General features: G+C 31.9%; 17 protein-coding genes. All 17 read right to left on the bottom strand.

The genetic code is table 11. From position 1 onward, the window contains the following. Nucleotides 1-31 precede the first annotated feature (31 nt). The 17 genes from cps2T to ACSG5Z_RS21390 all read right to left on the bottom strand — a co-directional run bounded on the left by cps2T (nt 32) and on the right by ACSG5Z_RS21390 (nt 16,961). Nucleotides 32-1,189, bottom strand: a complete 1,158-nt coding sequence (gene cps2T, locus ACSG5Z_RS21470; RefSeq protein WP_097907712.1) for a beta 1-4 rhamnosyltransferase Cps2T — start codon at nt 1,187-1,189, stop codon at nt 32-34. Continuing rightward, complete coding sequence (locus ACSG5Z_RS21465) at nt 1,190-2,578, bottom strand: glycosyltransferase (RefSeq protein WP_137035387.1); 1,389 nt, start codon at nt 2,576-2,578, stop codon at nt 1,190-1,192. It lies immediately after the preceding gene. 141 nt (nt 2,579-2,719) lie between these two features. Then, a complete protein-coding gene (rfbB, locus tag ACSG5Z_RS21460; RefSeq protein WP_087983256.1) occupies nt 2,720-3,742 on the bottom strand; it encodes a dTDP-glucose 4,6-dehydratase in 1,023 nt (340 codons plus the stop codon). A gap of 1 nt (nt 3,743) precedes the next feature. Next, nucleotides 3,744-4,598: a dTDP-4-dehydrorhamnose reductase gene (gene rfbD / locus ACSG5Z_RS21455; RefSeq protein WP_097907714.1), complete on the bottom strand. Its 855-nt coding sequence runs from the start codon at nt 4,596-4,598 to the stop codon at nt 3,744-3,746. A 5-nt stretch (nt 4,599-4,603) separates the two neighbouring features. Beyond that, on the bottom strand, nt 4,604-5,164 hold the full coding sequence (rfbC, locus tag ACSG5Z_RS21450) for a dTDP-4-dehydrorhamnose 3,5-epimerase (protein WP_030029423.1): 561 nt from the start codon (nt 5,162-5,164) through the stop codon (nt 4,604-4,606). 15 nt (nt 5,165-5,179) lie between these two features. Next, the gene (gene rfbA, locus ACSG5Z_RS21445) at nt 5,180-6,058 is read right to left on the bottom strand and encodes a glucose-1-phosphate thymidylyltransferase RfbA (protein ID WP_087983260.1); all 879 of its coding nucleotides are present in this window, start codon (nt 6,056-6,058) and stop codon (nt 5,180-5,182) included. Nucleotides 6,059-6,149: 91 nt separating this feature from the next. Further along, nucleotides 6,150-7,328, bottom strand: coding sequence for a CDP-glycerol glycerophosphotransferase family protein (locus tag ACSG5Z_RS21440; protein ID WP_435712069.1), 1,179 nt, complete (start codon nt 7,326-7,328; stop codon nt 6,150-6,152). Between the two features lie 23 nt (nt 7,329-7,351). Continuing rightward, on the bottom strand, nt 7,352-8,641 hold the full coding sequence (locus ACSG5Z_RS21435; protein ID WP_098146000.1) for a hypothetical protein: 1,290 nt from the start codon (nt 8,639-8,641) through the stop codon (nt 7,352-7,354). A gap of 21 nt (nt 8,642-8,662) precedes the next feature. Beyond that, on the bottom strand, nt 8,663-9,634 hold the full coding sequence (locus tag ACSG5Z_RS21430; protein WP_098146002.1) for a glycosyltransferase: 972 nt from the start codon (nt 9,632-9,634) through the stop codon (nt 8,663-8,665). Nucleotides 9,635-9,649: 15 nt separating this feature from the next. Next, nucleotides 9,650-10,555: a glycosyltransferase gene (locus ACSG5Z_RS21425; RefSeq protein WP_098146004.1), complete on the bottom strand. Its 906-nt coding sequence runs from the start codon at nt 10,553-10,555 to the stop codon at nt 9,650-9,652. Between the two features lies 1 nt (nt 10,556). Then, entirely contained in the window at nt 10,557-11,807 is a 1,251-nt protein-coding gene (locus ACSG5Z_RS21420; protein ID WP_098537782.1) for an oligosaccharide flippase family protein, read from the bottom strand. Between the two features lie 59 nt (nt 11,808-11,866). Then, nucleotides 11,867-12,553, bottom strand: coding sequence for a sugar transferase (locus ACSG5Z_RS21415; protein WP_098146008.1), 687 nt, complete (start codon nt 12,551-12,553; stop codon nt 11,867-11,869). Nucleotides 12,554-12,570: 17 nt separating this feature from the next. Beyond that, complete coding sequence (gene galU / locus ACSG5Z_RS21410) at nt 12,571-13,452, bottom strand: UTP--glucose-1-phosphate uridylyltransferase GalU (RefSeq protein ID WP_098146010.1); 882 nt, start codon at nt 13,450-13,452, stop codon at nt 12,571-12,573. Nucleotides 13,453-13,695: 243 nt separating this feature from the next. After that, nucleotides 13,696-14,463, bottom strand: coding sequence for a tyrosine-protein phosphatase (locus ACSG5Z_RS21405; protein WP_098962323.1), 768 nt, complete (start codon nt 14,461-14,463; stop codon nt 13,696-13,698). 108 nt (nt 14,464-14,571) lie between these two features. Continuing rightward, nucleotides 14,572-15,273, bottom strand: a complete 702-nt coding sequence (locus ACSG5Z_RS21400) for a CpsD/CapB family tyrosine-protein kinase (RefSeq protein WP_098146016.1) — start codon at nt 15,271-15,273, stop codon at nt 14,572-14,574. Beyond that, nucleotides 15,263-16,006: a YveK family protein gene (locus ACSG5Z_RS21395; protein WP_098146019.1), complete on the bottom strand. Its 744-nt coding sequence runs from the start codon at nt 16,004-16,006 to the stop codon at nt 15,263-15,265. The genes ACSG5Z_RS21400 and ACSG5Z_RS21395 overlap by 11 nt, the downstream gene beginning before the upstream one ends. 277 nt (nt 16,007-16,283) lie before the next feature. Then, nucleotides 16,284-16,961, bottom strand: coding sequence for a CpsD/CapB family tyrosine-protein kinase (locus tag ACSG5Z_RS21390; RefSeq protein ID WP_141558985.1), 678 nt, complete (start codon nt 16,959-16,961; stop codon nt 16,284-16,286). Nucleotides 16,962-17,125: the final 164 nt, after the last annotated feature.

Genomic DNA, 17,125 nt, shown 5'->3' with positions numbered 1-17,125 from the left:
TTCATTAATAGAGGGCATACATGTTTATATATCAAGAATTTAAAAACAAATCCTCATAATCATTCACTATTTTCTCCCACGAATATTCATGAATAATTCGATCTTTAGCTTTGTTACTTAACTTATCAATTTCATCTTCAGAATAAGCCTCTACTTCTTGAATTAAATTAGCTAAAGCACCTTCTTCTTTAGAGAAATAAACCGCACCTTCTTCGCCAACCTCTTTATTGAACACTACATCCAAAAGCAGATTCAACTTCGTAGACGCTAACGCCTCTAATAATGATGGGTTTGTCCCACCCACTTCATGTCCATGGAAATAAGCAAATGCATCTTCACGAATTTTCCTTAACAAATCTTGGTCATATACAGTACCAACGAATTTAATACGTGAATCCTTATTAAACTTCGTTTTTGCTAATAATTCTTGATAAAATTGATTTTCTTCAACATTAGAAATAATAACAAAATCCTTTTTAGAATTGGATTTCATAAATTCACGAACCATTAATTCATAGTTATTCTCTGGAACAAAACGACCAACTACTAAATAATATTCATTCACAGCTACATCATGTTTCTTATACCATTCAATTAATGTGCTGTCATCTTCTTTTAAAGAAGAAGTTGTAACATCCGCACCATAGGCAATAAATGTTGTCTTTGGTTCATGCTTTTTATAATCCTTTTGGATATAAGATTCAATACCCTTAGAATCACATACCAGTAAATCAGCATGCTTTACCATTAGATTTTCAGATATTTTCCAATAAGTTCTAATAGCCGGACTCCATTTACTTCTTTTCCATTCGTGACCATCTGGATTTACAAAAACTTGAACACCCATTTTTTCTAACTTCCTTTTATAGAAAGAGAAAAACGGACCAATACGACATGCGAGTATATATACAATACAGTTTTTAAGATTATTTTTTTTAATATAACTAATACACTCTCTTAAACTCAATATATCATACGCTACAGCTTTCGCACTCCCAATTTCAGGGGTCTTCACGTTGAAGCATCTCGCCTTATTATGCTGAAATTCTTCATTGTTATCCGCTAAGCAAGATACATGATACTGAATATCTTCACTTTTCTTACGTTCTGTTAAATACTCTACAAATGTTTCAAATCCCCCATACTTTGCTGGAATTCCTTTCGATCCAATAATAAATACGTGTTTCATCTATTCTTCTCCCGCTCTTACCTCTTGATACAGGTTTATTATTTCTTTAGTATGTTGCTCCATTAAATGAGGAAAATCCAATTTCAATAGGTTTTCATTTATATAATCTAACAATGAAGTGTCGTCAAGAATCATTGATAATTTATCAATAAAATCATGCTTATTTACTTTATATATAAAGCCAGTTTCTCCATCTTGTACTAAGTCCTTGAAACCAACATATTCAGAGACCATAATTGGAACACCATACGATTGTGCTTCTAAACCAATAAATCCAAAAGTTTCTTTCCAAATACTAGGGATGATTAACAAATCAACTTCATTAAAAATATCTTTTAACTGATTATAATTATAACGACCATAAAAGGTATAGTATTTAGGATTATATGTGTCTGGATCATTTACAAAATCACCATAAACTCCTAAATGCCAATTAGTATATCCCTTTTCCTTTAAAGAATCCAATTGATTCTTTAAAGAATAAAATCCTTTATAGGTATCTATGGGTCCTAAATATCCTAATCTAACTACTTCATTTCCTCTTTGTTTAACTTTACGCTCTTGACGATAATCAGAAATATCTTGATGACTAATAGAGACTATCTTCCCATTCACATCAAGATATTTTTCGAATTGCTCTTTTGCTATAGAACTATTGAAATGGAAGTAATCTATCAATTTGAATATTGTTAAATAATAATCGCGTAATTCTATATAATACGTCGCTAAATTCACATCTATTTCTTCAATCTCTCGTTCTACCCTAGTAGCTACAGTATTATTTTTAGTCTGATTCTTTTTAATTTTTCTAAGTGATTTTACGATACTACTATCTTTTAAATAACGATATGGATACGATTGCATCACATGAACCATCGGAAGACTTAATGCATTCACATTACATTCTATACAGCTTTTCCCATCATCAAAATCATTACAAATGTTACCTTTTGAGTCCATCAAATTTACTTTTGGACAAAGACCAAAATAATCATGTGTAGTAAATACAATTTTTATATCTAATTTCTTTGCCGTTTCAAAAAATTCTTTGTGTATCCCCATCAAGGTATGTACATGAATTACCTCTGGTTTTAATTCTATTAAAAATTCCTCATATACCTTATGATCTATTTCCTTCATAAAATGTTCAGGCTGATTAATTCCATTTAATAAAGGAATCGGTAAAGGGTTAACTAATTCATATACCGATATACTTCCATATGGTTTATTTTTCTTAATAGCTGTCCTTTTCGAAAAAGTGAATTTTCCCGGATACAAAAGAAATACTTGATGCTCTTGTCCTTGTGAATGCATTAAATCTACTGAGTATTTTGTTAACCCACCTGTGCGATACGGGGGTAATCCCAGTGAAATATGCAATATTTTCAATTTGTTCTCTCCTTAGTTTCGCCATGGGATTATAAATTTTCCATGTTATTATTTACAAAAAAAATGAAGGTAATAAAATCTATCACCTTCACCTCAAAATCATTCTATTAAATGATACTTAATATTAATAGCCTCTATTGCTTATAGATTTGTATATTGTTTCGCAAAATAGCTCTTGTATTCACCCGATACAATTGCTTTCCACCATTCTTCATTATCTAAATACCACTGGATTGTTTGAGCAATTCCCGTTTCAAATGTGTAAGTTGGTTTCCAACCTAATTTCTCTAGTTTTGTTGGGTCAATTGCGTAGCGCTTATCGTGACCTAGTCGATCTTGAACAAACTCGATTAGTTCTTCCGATTTGCCAAGTGTACTAATAATAGTTTTTACTACTTCTAAATTTGTACGCTCATTATGCCCACCAACATTATAAACCTCTCCATTTGCACCCTCATGCATAACTAAATCAATTGCAGCACAATGATCAATAACGTGTAACCAGTCGCGAATATTTTTACCGTCCCCATATACAGGAACCTTTTCATCATTTAATACACGTGAAATTGTTAATGGAATTAATTTTTCTGGGAAATGGAATGGTCCATAATTGTTTGAGCAGCGTGTAATGTTAATTGGTAAACCGAATGTCTCATGATACGCTCGAACTAATAGGTCAGAAGAAGCCTTACTCGCACTATATGGGCTATTTGGTTGTAAAGGTGTATCTTCTGTGAAGAATGTAGTTGGATCAAAATCTAATTCGCCGTATACTTCGTCTGTTGATACGTGAACAAATTTAGTAATGCCATACGCCTTTGCTGCATCTAATAACACTTGTGTCCCCAATACATTTGTGCTAATAAATACTTCAGGTTCAGTAATTGAACGATCAACATGGCTCTCTGCAGCAAAATGAACAACATAATCGAATTTTTCTTGTTCAAATAGTTGGTTTACCGCTTGACGGTCTACGATATCAACTTTAGCAAATGAATAGTTATCTTTACCCTCAATATCTTTATGCTTTGTTAAATCTCCAGCATATGTAAGTACATCTAAATTAATGATATGATATTGAGGATATTTATTTACCATATACTGAACAAAATTACCCCCAATAAAGCCTGCGCCACCTGTAACTAATACTTTCTTTTTTTCCAACTTATTTCACCTCTTGTTGTAATTGTGTAATATAATGTTTTGTTGCTTTCTTCCAATCTTGTAATGGCTCAAATCCATTATCAATTAATTTCTGCTTCGACATACGTGAATTTTTAGGACGTACTGCGCGAGTAGGATACTCTTCTGTTGTAATACTATTTACTTTTACATCTTGTCCTGCAATCTCAAAAATTCCTTGTGCAAATTCAGCCCAACTGCAGAAACCTTCATTTGTAGCATGATATGTACCATATTTCTCTGTTACAACCATATCAACTAATAAACGAGCTAAGTCATATGTGTAAGTTGGTGACCCTATTTGATCTCCCACAACGTTCAGTTCATTACGTGTTTCGCCTAAACGAAGCATTGTTTTAATAAAGTTATTTCCATTAATACCGAATACCCATGAAATACGCACAATAAAGTTGTTATCTATTAAGCTTCTAACTATCTTTTCTCCCTCATACTTTGTTAAACCATAGTATCCAACCGGATTAGGTGCGTCAGTTTCTACAAATGCATGCGTTCCTTCTCCATCAAATACATAATCCGTACTAATATAAATAAATTTAGCATTTAATTTTTTTGCTGCTGTAGCAAGGTATTTTGTACCTTCTACATTCACATTCCAACAAAGTTCTTTATCATCTTCAGATTTATCAACAGCCGTATATGCTGCACAATGAATAATTGCATCTGGTTTTACTTTATCTACAAATTCATAAACCGCAGCTTCGTTTGTAATATCTAAATCTTCTATTCCAATACCTTGCATTTCTAGTCCTTGCTTCTCTCCACGTTTTACTACGTCATATCCAAGCTGACCATTATAACCGGTTACTAAAATTTTCATTTTTTTTACTCCCCGTATACAAAGTTAGTTTCTGCTTCTTTTAATGAAGGTGCTTTTTCGTCTTTTTCAGATAGCACTGGTTGAATTTCCATTGGCCACTCAACACCAATTTCAGCGTCGTTCCAAACAATGCCTCGATCACATTCCGGAGCATATAATTCATCAACTTTATACTGAACCTCAACATCATCTGTTAATGTCATAAATCCATGTGCAAATCCTTTTGGAACTAATAGCTGTTTTTTATTTTCTGCACTTAGCTCAATACCGAACCATTGACCGTATGTAGGACTTCCCTTACGAATGTCGACCGCTACATCAAAGATTGATCCACGTGTACAACGTACAAGCTTAGTTTGTGCTTTAGGATTTAACTGATAGTGTAAACCACGAAGTGTTCCTTTTGTTGCAGAAAAGGACTGATTGTCTTGTACAAATTGCAGATCAATTCCAGCTTCTTTCATTGCCTTATCGCTATAAGTTTCCATAAACCAACCACGATGATCTCCAAATACTTTTGGCTCAATTACTTTAACACCTAATAAGTTTGTATCTAAAACTTTCATTACATTCACTCCAAATTAGTATTTAATACTACCGTTTGCTACTTTTAATAAATATTGACCATAGCCATTTTTAGAGCACTGATCACCGGATTCAATTAAAGTTTCTTTATTAATCCAACCATTAATAAAGCCAATTTCTTCAAGTGCTGCGATTTTAATTCCTTGATGGTCTTCAACTGTTTTGACAAAGTTTGTTGCATCCACAAGACTTTGATGTGTACCTGTATCTAACCATGTGTAACCACGGCCTAATAATTCAACTTCTAACTCACCATTATTTAAATATGCTTCATTTATAGATGTAATTTCTAATTCTCCACGTGCCGATGGTTTAACATTTTTCGCAATTTCAACTACACGATTATCATAGAAATATAAACCAGTAATTGCGTAATTTGATTTTGGCTCTTTCGGTTTTTCTTCTACACTCAATACTTTCCCGTTCTCATCGAATTCAACTACACCAAAACGCTCTGGATCATGTACATGATAACCAAACACTGTAGCTCCACTTTCTTTCTGAGCTGCACGCTGTAACATTTTGCGCATTCCGCTACCATAATAAATGTTGTCCCCTAGCACCATTGCTACAGAATCATCACCAATAAATTCTTCACCAATAATAAATGCTTGTGCTAATCCATCTGGACTTGGTTGTACTTTATATTGAAGAGAAATACCAAATTGAGATCCATCTCCTAACAAAGCTTCAAAACGTGGTGTATCCTCTGGTGTTGAAATAATTAAAATTTCACGAATTCCCGCTAACATCAGTGTAGATAGGGGATAATAAATCATTGGTTTATCGTATATAGGTAACAATTGTTTACTTGTTACCATTGTTAATGGATATAATCTTGTCCCACTTCCACCTGCTAAAATAATACCTTTCATCGTTATGCCTCCATATATTCAATTAAATTAGAATCTATTATTAAATTACTCCAAGTGTTCCTTCAGTGTTCTATATAAATCTCTTCACTGTCTAATCCACATTTAGAGTATGCTGAATTACGCGTTCACAATTTTTATCATCAAAAAAGGTGAAAAATTTCTCACGTTGAAAGTTAATAATTTCATCATTATATTCCAACCTATCATTCAATAGCTGCTTTATATTTTGAATTAAATCATCAACTGAAAATACTACCTCACCAAAGAGTTCTTTTTTAAAATCCATATATGCACCTCGTTCATTTAAATATTTTTCTTGATCAAATTGGAAAAAGATAATATTTTTGCGCATATAAAGAAAATCCCAGCTCACGCTTGAATAATCAGTAATTAATAACGAAGAAGTTACAATTTTATCGGAAATATCTTCATCTCCTCCTAAAATTACAATATTCGAATTAATGTTATTTTCTTGAAGTAAAGGTATTTTTTTTTGCATAAACGGATGAAGTAAAACTTCCAACCTAAAACCAGCCTCAATTAATATCTGATTCAATTTTACATCATTAATTACCCTTTGAATTTTACTAACAAACTCTGATTGCATAAATTCTTCTTCTTCCATTTCATATAACCACTCACGCCAAGTTGGTAAGTATAAGATACTTTTTTGAGGAATTATATTTTTTGAACGATATAACCTGTCGTACCTAGGTACCCCAGTGACAATTAGTTTGTTCTCAGCTATACCCCATTCAGTCTGCTTGATTTCCTTTTCATTTTCAGAGCTACATATATAAAAATCTACATTTTCTATTCTTTCGGGGTAAATGTTCCTTTTTAATCCCTCTACTCCATGGCTAAGGTGTACCCTAATAGGTTTATTTCTTTCAGGCAAGATTTTATCAATTACTGGCGCAATATCTGTACTTAATGAATGACTAAAATAACAAACATCACAATTTAAATACGCAAGGTAATTCTTTATCCCACCTATTTTTATTACAGTTCCTTCTATATTCACTACTTCTGGATTTACCTCTTTATTTATCATCCAATAAATTTTAAACTCTGGGTATTTCCTTAGTAAATATTTATGAATTTCAGCTGAATTATCTCCGTATTTTTCTCCACAATGCCCACCTATTAAAATAATCTTTTGCTTTTTTAATTTTAATAACTTTATAAATCCATTTATTAAAAAGGCTAAAATTATATATGGAATATATTTCAATTTTAAATATTTGTTTTTAAAAATACTCTCGTTCATTTTTTTACCTCATTAAAAGTCATTTACGTATTTAATTTTTTGTCTTCATTTTTCATAATTACATACGCTAAAATAGCCAGAATAAAGTAAACATAAATAACAGTACTAATCCAACTCGCAAAAGGATATGTTACTAGAAAGATTAATAATCCTTTTAAAAATCCAGAATCATACGTTTTTGCCCTTAGGCCGTTTAACCCTTTAAATAATATATACATATATATTATCTGCATTAGTACATAACTAACTAGGCCAATATTAGCATATGTATATAAGAAGTCATTATCTATATATAATTGACGTGAAGGTACTATACCTGATCCAAATAGTATATGAGAAACATCAAATTTAACCTTATTAAAAACTTGCTGATACCCTATTAATCGACTAAATAATGTTTCTATATTAAACTCAGGTATTACTTGAGCAATAAATTCAAAAAGCTCTTCTGCAAATGATACATATAAAAAATTTCCTATAACCAAAAGAACATACATTGTTTTTACAAATAAGATTTTTTTTGAAGAAATCTTATTTAAGAATAATAACACCAACAATAAAAACAGACCTGTCACATAAATATTTCTTGTAATCGTCATGTATGCACAAATTAATGAAACTAACATTATTAAAATAGCTCTCATTTTTTCTCTCCCATTTGAGGAAGATAGATTATAAAAATAACAACTAAATAAAGCTAAAGAAAATAACCCCAACGTTAACCCACTATCCGTTAAACCAAAAGCCCTTACTTGTGCCCCCATTGAGTATAAAATATCACTTGCAGAACTTATACCATTTAAATAATAGATTGTATTCAATACCGGCTCTCCGTTAAAAGTAGTGAACACAAACGGTTTATTAAAGGTATATTGCATGATACCAAGTATACATTGAATAAAGAAAAACATAGAAAAGGCTCTTTTCACATATTTTTCTTCCATAAAGTTAATATTCATACCCAGTATAATTACAAATAAAGTAACCCAATAATAAGAGAAGAAAACTTCTGTCATCTTCTCAAAACCTTCGGATAAATTCACAAAAGATAGTATAAAACTAGATATTAAAAATGCGAATAGAATATAAAAAGCTTTTACTTTTGAAAATGTAATTTGCAAGCTTTTTTTTGAAACTAATATCCCGATAATTACCGTAATTACATATAACAATAAGACTATACGCTCTTTCGATAAAACTCCAAATTTTCTTTCCCCGGTAAATAAAAACATTTGAGTAATAGTTGTATTGCCTGCAATAATTAAAAGTAAAGTGACGTATAAATATGTGAAATTTTTTTCAAGTTTTTTCATACTTTTTTGGGAAATAAAGTATTACCAATCCTTCTCTTTCCCCAATACTCCTTTTCTACCTTTATTAATAGCTTTTAATAATATTATATACCTTTTTAGACCATTAACATTTTTAGGCATATACTTGATAAACACGAAACACATATATATAAATATGTTTACATAATAAGCCATTATTGAATCTGCTATATAATTTTTTTCAAAGTATACTCTATTACGAATTGAATATAATCCTCTAGTTAATTCATTGGTTCTAAATATTCCTTGAAACATTGGTACTTTCTCTTTTCTATACCATGAGCTTTCTAAATCAACAATCACACTATCGGTAACACAATATATTGCATAACCCTGATTAGTCATTCTATAAGTAAAATCAATGTCATCACAATATAAGTAATACTCTTTCGTAGGTAAGTCTACTTGCTCCATAATAGTTTTATTCAAAAATAAGCCACCATAAGGAACTGCTTCACATGCTAGTAAATTTGGATACCCTGTATCCTTTTTACTGTATCTTTTTGATTTTTTAAATATTTTCTTCAATATATTGAATTCAAAAAAAGAATTGCGTGTAAAACTTTGTCCTCCTGAATTTAATAATTCTAATCTATCATTACGAAAAGAGCTTAATATAATCTTTTCATCATCTAACTCTACTTGCATTTTTTTTAGTTTTTCTAATGCATCATCATTTGGCAGATTATCATCATCTAAAAGCCAAATAAAATTTCCTTCTTCTTGAAGCGCCTTATTAATTCCGGCATTAAATCCTGTTGCAGAACCTTCATTATTTTGAAAATGAACTGTTTTAATTTTATTAAATCCTTTCAATTTCACATTCAAATCATAAGGAACCCCATTATCAACTAAAATAATACTATTAATTTCATCAAATCTTTCTAACTTGGCTAAAATCGGTTTTAAAAATCCCCATCTTTCACCATAGGTTACTATCACTACATTCACAGATGAATTTGAGATTAACTCCATTTCTTACTATCTCCTTTATTTTTTCAATGCTCGTACTAACATCTTCAGCTTTAAATACCAGCCTTTACAAAAATAAATTAATCTCCCATTTCTTAAAGTCCTAACTGTATGTCTTCGACCAGAATGTATACTAGCTTTAATAAGATTAATTTTATTATCTTGTTCAACCTCTGTAATATAATTACTTTGACTAATCAAAAAGTTTTTATATCGATCGTATTTAACTTCTCTAAAAGACTCGAATGATAGATCATGTTTAATCTCCACATCCAAACAGTAGCAAGAATAGTGATTTTTCCATAATTGATGATAAGTATGATGATCTAAATAATCTATAGGAAACTTCTCACTAAATCCACCTATTTTATTTAAAGCATTTACGTTAAAAATTGAGCAACTATTAATAGCAGTATATCGATCATTCAAAAGACCATTTGGCTCTGCTGCTGGTAAATCAAAACTATCACCCCAAAATGTTCTATTGACTTTTAAAGGAGAAATCATATGTGATTTTCCAAATATTCTTGGTACATACGCACCAATTGCAGGGTTATCATAAATATTTTCACAAAAAGCATCTAAAAATTCCAATGTAATATCGGTATCTTGATCTGTCACCAAAAACCAATTATTCTTTTTTGGAGATTCCTCGTTAATTTTTTTCAATATAGAATTATAAGCATGAGCTAAACCAACATTTTCATTTTCTGTAACATACTGCATTACTTTCTCATTTTGACTATTTACTAATCTCTTATTCCATTCTCTTACTTCTTTGTCTGTTGAGTTATCAAAGATAAATATATTTTCAAACAAATTCTCTCGAATGGACGTTATTTTTTTCAGTTCATTATATGTTGGTGCATCTGTAATTTTTCTATTGTAAATAACAATAATTGCAAACAAGTTAAATTCACTCAAATCATTTTTCTCCTTCTTTAGAGCTTATGTGTGTTTTTATAAATTTCAACTCTTTTCCTACAACTACAAGTTCACATAAAAGTATTGCTGCAGCTGTTCCTGGCGCCTCGTATAACCAGGATAATAAAACTCCCAATGATAAATTCACTATTGCTCCGTAAGTTACAGCGATTCTAACAGATGCTTTATCATTTAATGGAATTAAAGTTTGTATCCCTAATAAATGGCCTAGACTAATTAAAAATGGAATAAAACTCATAATTCGAAGTGTTAATATTTGATTATCGGTCACTTTCTCTCCCGTAATTAGAGCCAAAATAAACGGAGCTAATACAAGTAAGATTATTCCACCAATAAAGGTACAAACCGGCCACCATCCAAAATATTTTAAAGACACTTTAAACTGTTCTATTTTATTTTTTTTCTTAGCTATTTCCTTACACACAATTGGATATACCGCTTGTGAAATTGCATTTGTGACACTGTTAACTAAACCAACTACTTTCTCACAAGTCGCATATATCCCAGCTGCATAACTACCGCCAAAGAATGCCACCACTATCGTATTCAAGGTCGTATATAATACCCCAATGATATTAGAAAGAAATATATCTTTCCCCTCTTCTATTTCTGAAAGTATTCTCCTAATACTAACCCTCTGAATTTTAACCCCTAATTTAATCACCACTATTTGAGCAATTACACATATAATTATGGTTGGCACAGCATATACAATCCCTAGTAAGTAATAATCACTCTCACTTTTAATTAATAACAACATCAATACTAACGTAAATAATTTTGACATTACTGTTAATATCGATATATACATGAGTTTATTTAAACCCCTAAACAACCAGTTGGGTATTAATGACTGGAAGAAGAAAAAGCCGAAGAATCCAAAGTGAAGTATGATTGTCTTAGTATCCGCAGAAAATACATATATAATTATACTAACTGCTATAAAAACAATTATCCCCATTAAGCATTTAACAATATAAATTGCGCTTGCTAAATCATTATCCACTTTTTCTTTTATTGCTATTTTCTGTGTTGCTGTAAATGCAAATCCATAGTCAGAAATAATCAATAATATTTGTGCCACTGCTATCTCAACAGAAAGTATACCGTAATTTGATATTCCAATTGTCCTTAGTAAATAAGGGACCGTTATTAACGGAAATAGATAATTAACCAATTGAATTACGCCCATTTGAGCAATGTTTTTTACTGCCATACTATTTAACTTCATAATTAGACCTCTTAAATAACATTCAAAACACACTTATCTTTGAACTAATTTTTTTTATATTAATAAGCCCCTTTTGATGTGAAAAGAATAGTTACTGTTTTTAATATAATTTGAATGTCTGTCCCGATACTTTGTTTATTTATATACTCTAAATCCAATTCAACCATTTCCTTAAAACCAAGATCATTTCTCCCACTTACTTGCCACAACCCGGTGCATCCAGGTAGTACAAGCAGTCTTTGCTTATCATGATCTGTATATTGTTTTACTTCACGTGGCAATGGTGGCCTCGGTCCAACGAGGCTCATTTCACCTTTTAGTACATTAATTAACTGAGGAAGTTCATCAATGCTAGTTTTACGAATAAAGTGACCGAAATGTGTTACCCTAGGATCTTTTTTCATTTTAAACATGGCACCTGAAACTTCATTATGTTCCAATAAATCTTTCAATTTATCCTCAGCATCTGTAACCATTGAGCGGAACTTATATATATAGAACTCTTTTCCATCTTTCCCGATACGAACTTGTTTAAAAAACACCGGTCCTTTAGGATCCTCATATTTAATGATTAAGGCTACAATTAAGAAGAGAGGGAATAACAACAACAATCCACATAAAGATCCCATAAAATCTATGCAACGTTTAACCACTAAATATCCTTTACGAGCATTTACCGTTTCCACATCTATTTTTCTACTATTTAGCTTCGTTTCATCCCCATCAGATAATTTTAACAAGGTCAAAATTCTTGCACCTCACTTTACAAATATACATTTTCTTTTTTCACAAGTTCATTCATATATTTCATTAATTCACCCTTTAATTCATCATGTTGAAGCGCCATCTCAATTGTCGTTTTAATAAACCCAAACTTCTCTCCAACATCATAACGAATACCTTCGAAGTCATACGCAAATACTCGTTGAATTTCGTTTAAGTGTTGAATTGCATCTGTCAATTGAATTTCTCCACCTGCTCCTGTTTCTTGATTTTCGAGGAACGCAAAAATTTCAGGTGTTAATATGTAACGACCCATAATCGCTAAATTTGATGGTGCTGTACCTTCTGCTGGCTTTTCAACAAACTGACGCACTTGATAACGACGGTCATTTTGTTCAATTGGATCGATAATACCGTAACGATGTGTTTCGTTTTCTGGCACTGTTTGTACACCGATAACTGACGATTGTGTTTCTTCGTATTGATCCATTAATTGACGTAAACATGGTGTTTTTGCTTGTACAATATCATCACCAAGTAATACTGCAAATGGCTCACTTCCAATAAATTTACGTGCGCACCATACTGCGTGCCCAAGTCCTTTCGGCTCTTTTTGTCTTATGTAATGAATATTAATTTTTGATGAAGCTTGTACTTTCTCAAGTATTTCATGCTTTCCTTTTTCTAAAAGGTTTTGTTCTAATTCAAAGGAATGATCAAAATGATCTTCAATCGCACGTTTTCCTTTTCCAGTAACAATAATAATGTCTTCAATTCCAGATTCTATTGCTTCTTCTACTATGTATTGAATTGTCGGTTTATCGACGATTGGTAACATTTCTTTCGGCATCGCTTTCGTTGCTGGTAAAAATCTCGTTCCCAGACCAGCTGCTGGAATAATTGCTTTTCTTACTTTTTTCAATTCTATTCCCCCTACATCCTTTTATTCATATGTAACAATAACAAAAACCCTACCTATAGAGTCATTGCTATAACTCCATAGGTAGAGTTTCTATTACAAATAAATGATGGGCATCTAACCCAACCTCACGTCATACTCCCGACGACAAGCGTCTAAGGTAGGTTCGAAATAAAAAAATTTCTACCCACAGCACGACCGAGTGCCTCCGTTGATAACGGTTAGGAGACATCACCAGTTCTTTATTTAAAAAATACCGAACAATTTTTTACGACGAATTTGTTCCGGATCTTCTTTATAAATTGCTTTCCCGCTAATTATTAAATACGGATTTTCTTTTAAGTCGCTCATAACGTTCATTCCGAATTCTTTCTCAACTAATTCATAGCTTTCTGCTAAATGGAATCCTCTTGACGTTGTATTATGTGCATCTGATGCGATCATATGAGTTAAATTATGTTCCACAAGCTGTAGTGAAAACTTTTTAATTTTTTTACCAAACTTACCTAGTAAACTGCCTGCCGTTACTTGTGTTAATGCACCTTTATTGACAAGGTTATATAACTTATCTGGCCTCTCGATTAACTCGGCATTACGTTCGGGATGAACGATAATTGGAATCATTCCTTTTACACGTAGTTCATAAAATAGTTGTTCTGCATAACGAGGTACATGATTAGATGGAAATTCAATGAATATGTATTTGTTTGTTTCATTTAAAGTAACGATTTTACCAGCTTCATAGTCTTCTAATATGTCACCATATAACCTGACCTCTTGCCCCGGTAAAATGGTAAGTGGAATATTATGTTGTTGCAGTTCATCATTTAGTTGTTTTACTTGATGAAGAATTGAGGTACGTTCATTTATATATTTTCCATTTTGATGGTGTGGTGTTGCGACAATTGTATGAATACCTTCCTCTATTGCCTTTTGTGCCATCACTAAACTATCTGTTACTGTCTGTGCACCGTCATCGATACCAGGTAAAATGTGACAATGTAAATCTATCATTTGTTTCATCCTCCCTCTCTCATATAAATCTTTTTTCCCTTGAATATGAGACATCTCATATTCAAGGGAAAAAAGGAGATATGTTCTTCTCATATCTCACCCTTTCAATTAATTTGCACCGTAGTAATAATATAAGCTTTGTTCACGTTCACGATCATTCAGAACAACGCCTAACAGTTTACCTTTCGCTGATTCTAATAAACCTTTTGCTTTTACTGCAGCTTCTTTTTCTGTCGATTCACTACGAACGACAAGAATAGAAGCATCACATACATTTGCCATAATTTGGGCATCTGTAACAGCTAAAATTGGCGGTAAATCAAAAATGACTAAATCGTACATACTGTATGCTTGTGCAAGAAGTTCTTGCATTGATTTTGATCCTAATAATTCTGCTGGATTTGGCGGAATCGGACCACAAGCTAAAAAGTGTAAATTATCAACTGATGTTGTTTGTACACATTTTTCTAAACGTTCACTATGTGTTAATACGTTCGTTAACCCGAAAATATTATCCACTTGGAACATTTGATGCATTGCCGGTTTACGCATATCTGCATCAATTAATAATACTTTCTTTCCTTGCTGAGCAAACACGACTGACATATTCGCTGTCGTTGTCGTTTTACCTTCACTTGGGTTCGCAGACGTTACCATTAATGAATGTAAATTCGTATCAACAGCTGCAAATTCAATATTCGTTCGAATATTACGATATTGTTCTGAAATTGGTGATTTCGGTTGTTGATGAGCAATTAATTGACGACGTTGACGATGATTCTTTTTCTTTTTAAATAAATTAAGAGCCAATTGTTTGTCCCCTCACTTTTCTTGATGATGGAGCGTGTGATTTCACGTTCATTGTTTCTTCATCCATACGAGCTACAATACCTAACACTGGTAAGCCAAGTAAACTTTCTACATCTTCTTCTTTTTTTACTGTGTTATCTAAGTATTCTAGTAAGAATGCAAGACCAACTGCAGCCATTAAACCAACAACGAAAGCAATTACTACATTTAACATTGGTCGTGGTTTAATTGGAGATTGATTTTCTGCGACTTCTGCTTTAGATAGTACTGTTACGTTATCAACGTTCATAATTTTTGCAACTTCACCTTTAAATACTTCTGCAGTTGTGTTAGCAATATCACGAGCTAATTTCGGATCTTTATCTTGCGCAGTTACCGCTACAACTTGTGAATCTTTTTCATTAGCCACTTCGATTTTTTTGTTTAATTCTTGTGTTGTTATGTTCAAACCTAATTTTTCTTTCACTTGATCCAAAATAACAGGACTTTTAATTATAACTTTGTATGTATTTGTTAACTGAATATTTGTTTGTACCTCATTGTATTGAATTGCTGCTCCCTCTTGCTTCTTCTGATTCACAAGAATTTGCGTCGAAGATTGATAGATTGGTGTCATGAAGAAGAAGCTAATGATAGCACTTACTATAGCAGCACCAAAGGCGATTACGAGGATCATCGCTAAACGTTTTTTTAAAATATGAAATAACTCTTTCAAACTAATTGTTTCTTCCATAAGTTCCTCCAACTTTCTAAAATTTGCACATAAGAAAAATTATAACATATAAATCTTACATTTTTTATTTTGAATATTTTAGTTCTACATTTATTGACATCAAGCAAATATAATCTTACAAAATAATCTTAAATATGACAACACATTCCAACGAATTTCCAAAATTTCTATTGTATCATTTTTTTCATATAATTCAATAAAGAATTTTATAAAGATTCAAAAAAAGCTGATAAAAATATTTATCAGCTTTCCCATTTACTATTCTATACATTATTTTCTAATAATATCCATATTGTTCTTTTTCTTCTCTTTTATCGTTTAAGACGACACCAAGTAATTTACCGGACGCTTTGTCTAATATTTGCTTCGCTTTTACAATTTTATCTTTTTCTGTTTTTTCACTGCGTACGACTAGTACGATTCCATCGCATTTGTTCGCTAGTATTTGTGCATCGGTAACCGCAAGAACCGGTGGTGTGTCGATTAGAATAATATCAAACATGTTATATGCTTCTAGTAATGTCTCGTCCATTATCCGGCTACCTAATAGTTCAGCTGGGTTTGGCGGGATTGGACCTGCCGCCATTAAGTATACATTCTCTATATCTGTTTTTTGAATACATTGCATCAGTTTCGCTTGTCCTGATAATAAGTTCGTTAATCCATTTGAATTGTGAATGGCAAATAAGTTTTGAATCGTTGGCTTACGCAAGTCAGCTCCGATTAATAAGACTTTCTTTCCTTGTTGCCCGAAAACAACTGCTAAGTTTGCGATTGTCGTTGTTTTTCCGTCGCCTGGATCTGCCGAGGTAACAATAATAGAACGAACATGATTATCTACAGATGTAAATTCAATATTTGTACGAATGTTACGATATTGTTCTGCAACACGTGATTTAGGCTCTTTATGCGTAATTAATTGTCGTAATGGTTTTCTTTTCTTTCTTCCGAACATATTCATAGTCTCCTTTTGTGAAATGCGACATTTCTCCTTTTTCTCTCTCTATGCTCGATTTCATACGTCTAATTAATATTTTGTATCACTGATTTCCCTACATCTCATCTTAATCAATATCATTCTACTTTGTCTTATATGAACGCCTTTACAATATGACAATG

Source organism: Bacillus pretiosus (assembly GCF_051294775.1).
GTDB classification, from domain to species: Bacteria; Bacillota; Bacilli; order Bacillales; family Bacillaceae_G; genus Bacillus_A; species Bacillus_A wiedmannii.
This window is presented reverse-complemented; position numbering and strand designations above follow the sequence as displayed.

Bases quoted from the DNA above. Each gene is read 5' to 3' on its own strand.
- ACSG5Z_RS21435 (WP_098146000.1), bottom strand. From the start codon at position 8,641: ATGAAAAAACTTGAAAAAAATTTCACATATTTATACGTCACTTTACTT.
- ACSG5Z_RS21390 (WP_141558985.1), bottom strand. From the start codon at position 16,961: ATGTTCGGAAGAAAGAAAAGAAAACCATTACGACAATTAATTACGCAT.
- ACSG5Z_RS21430 (WP_098146002.1), bottom strand. From the start codon at position 9,634: ATGGAGTTAATCTCAAATTCATCTGTGAATGTAGTGATAGTAACCTAT.
- ACSG5Z_RS21440 (WP_435712069.1), bottom strand. From the start codon at position 7,328: ATGAACGAGAGTATTTTTAAAAACAAATATTTAAAATTGAAATATATT.
- cps2T (WP_097907712.1), bottom strand. From the start codon at position 1,189: ATGAAACACGTATTTATTATTGGATCGAAAGGAATTCCAGCAAAGTAT.
- rfbA (WP_087983260.1), bottom strand. From the start codon at position 6,058: ATGAAAGGTATTATTTTAGCAGGTGGAAGTGGGACAAGATTATATCCA.
- ACSG5Z_RS21405 (WP_098962323.1), bottom strand. From the start codon at position 14,463: ATGATAGATTTACATTGTCACATTTTACCTGGTATCGATGACGGTGCA.
- ACSG5Z_RS21420 (WP_098537782.1), bottom strand. From the start codon at position 11,807: ATGAAGTTAAATAGTATGGCAGTAAAAAACATTGCTCAAATGGGCGTA.
- rfbC (WP_030029423.1), bottom strand. From the start codon at position 5,164: ATGAAAGTTTTAGATACAAACTTATTAGGTGTTAAAGTAATTGAGCCA.
- ACSG5Z_RS21395 (WP_098146019.1), bottom strand. From the start codon at position 16,006: ATGGAAGAAACAATTAGTTTGAAAGAGTTATTTCATATTTTAAAAAAA.
- rfbD (WP_097907714.1), bottom strand. From the start codon at position 4,598: ATGAAAATTTTAGTAACCGGTTATAATGGTCAGCTTGGATATGACGTA.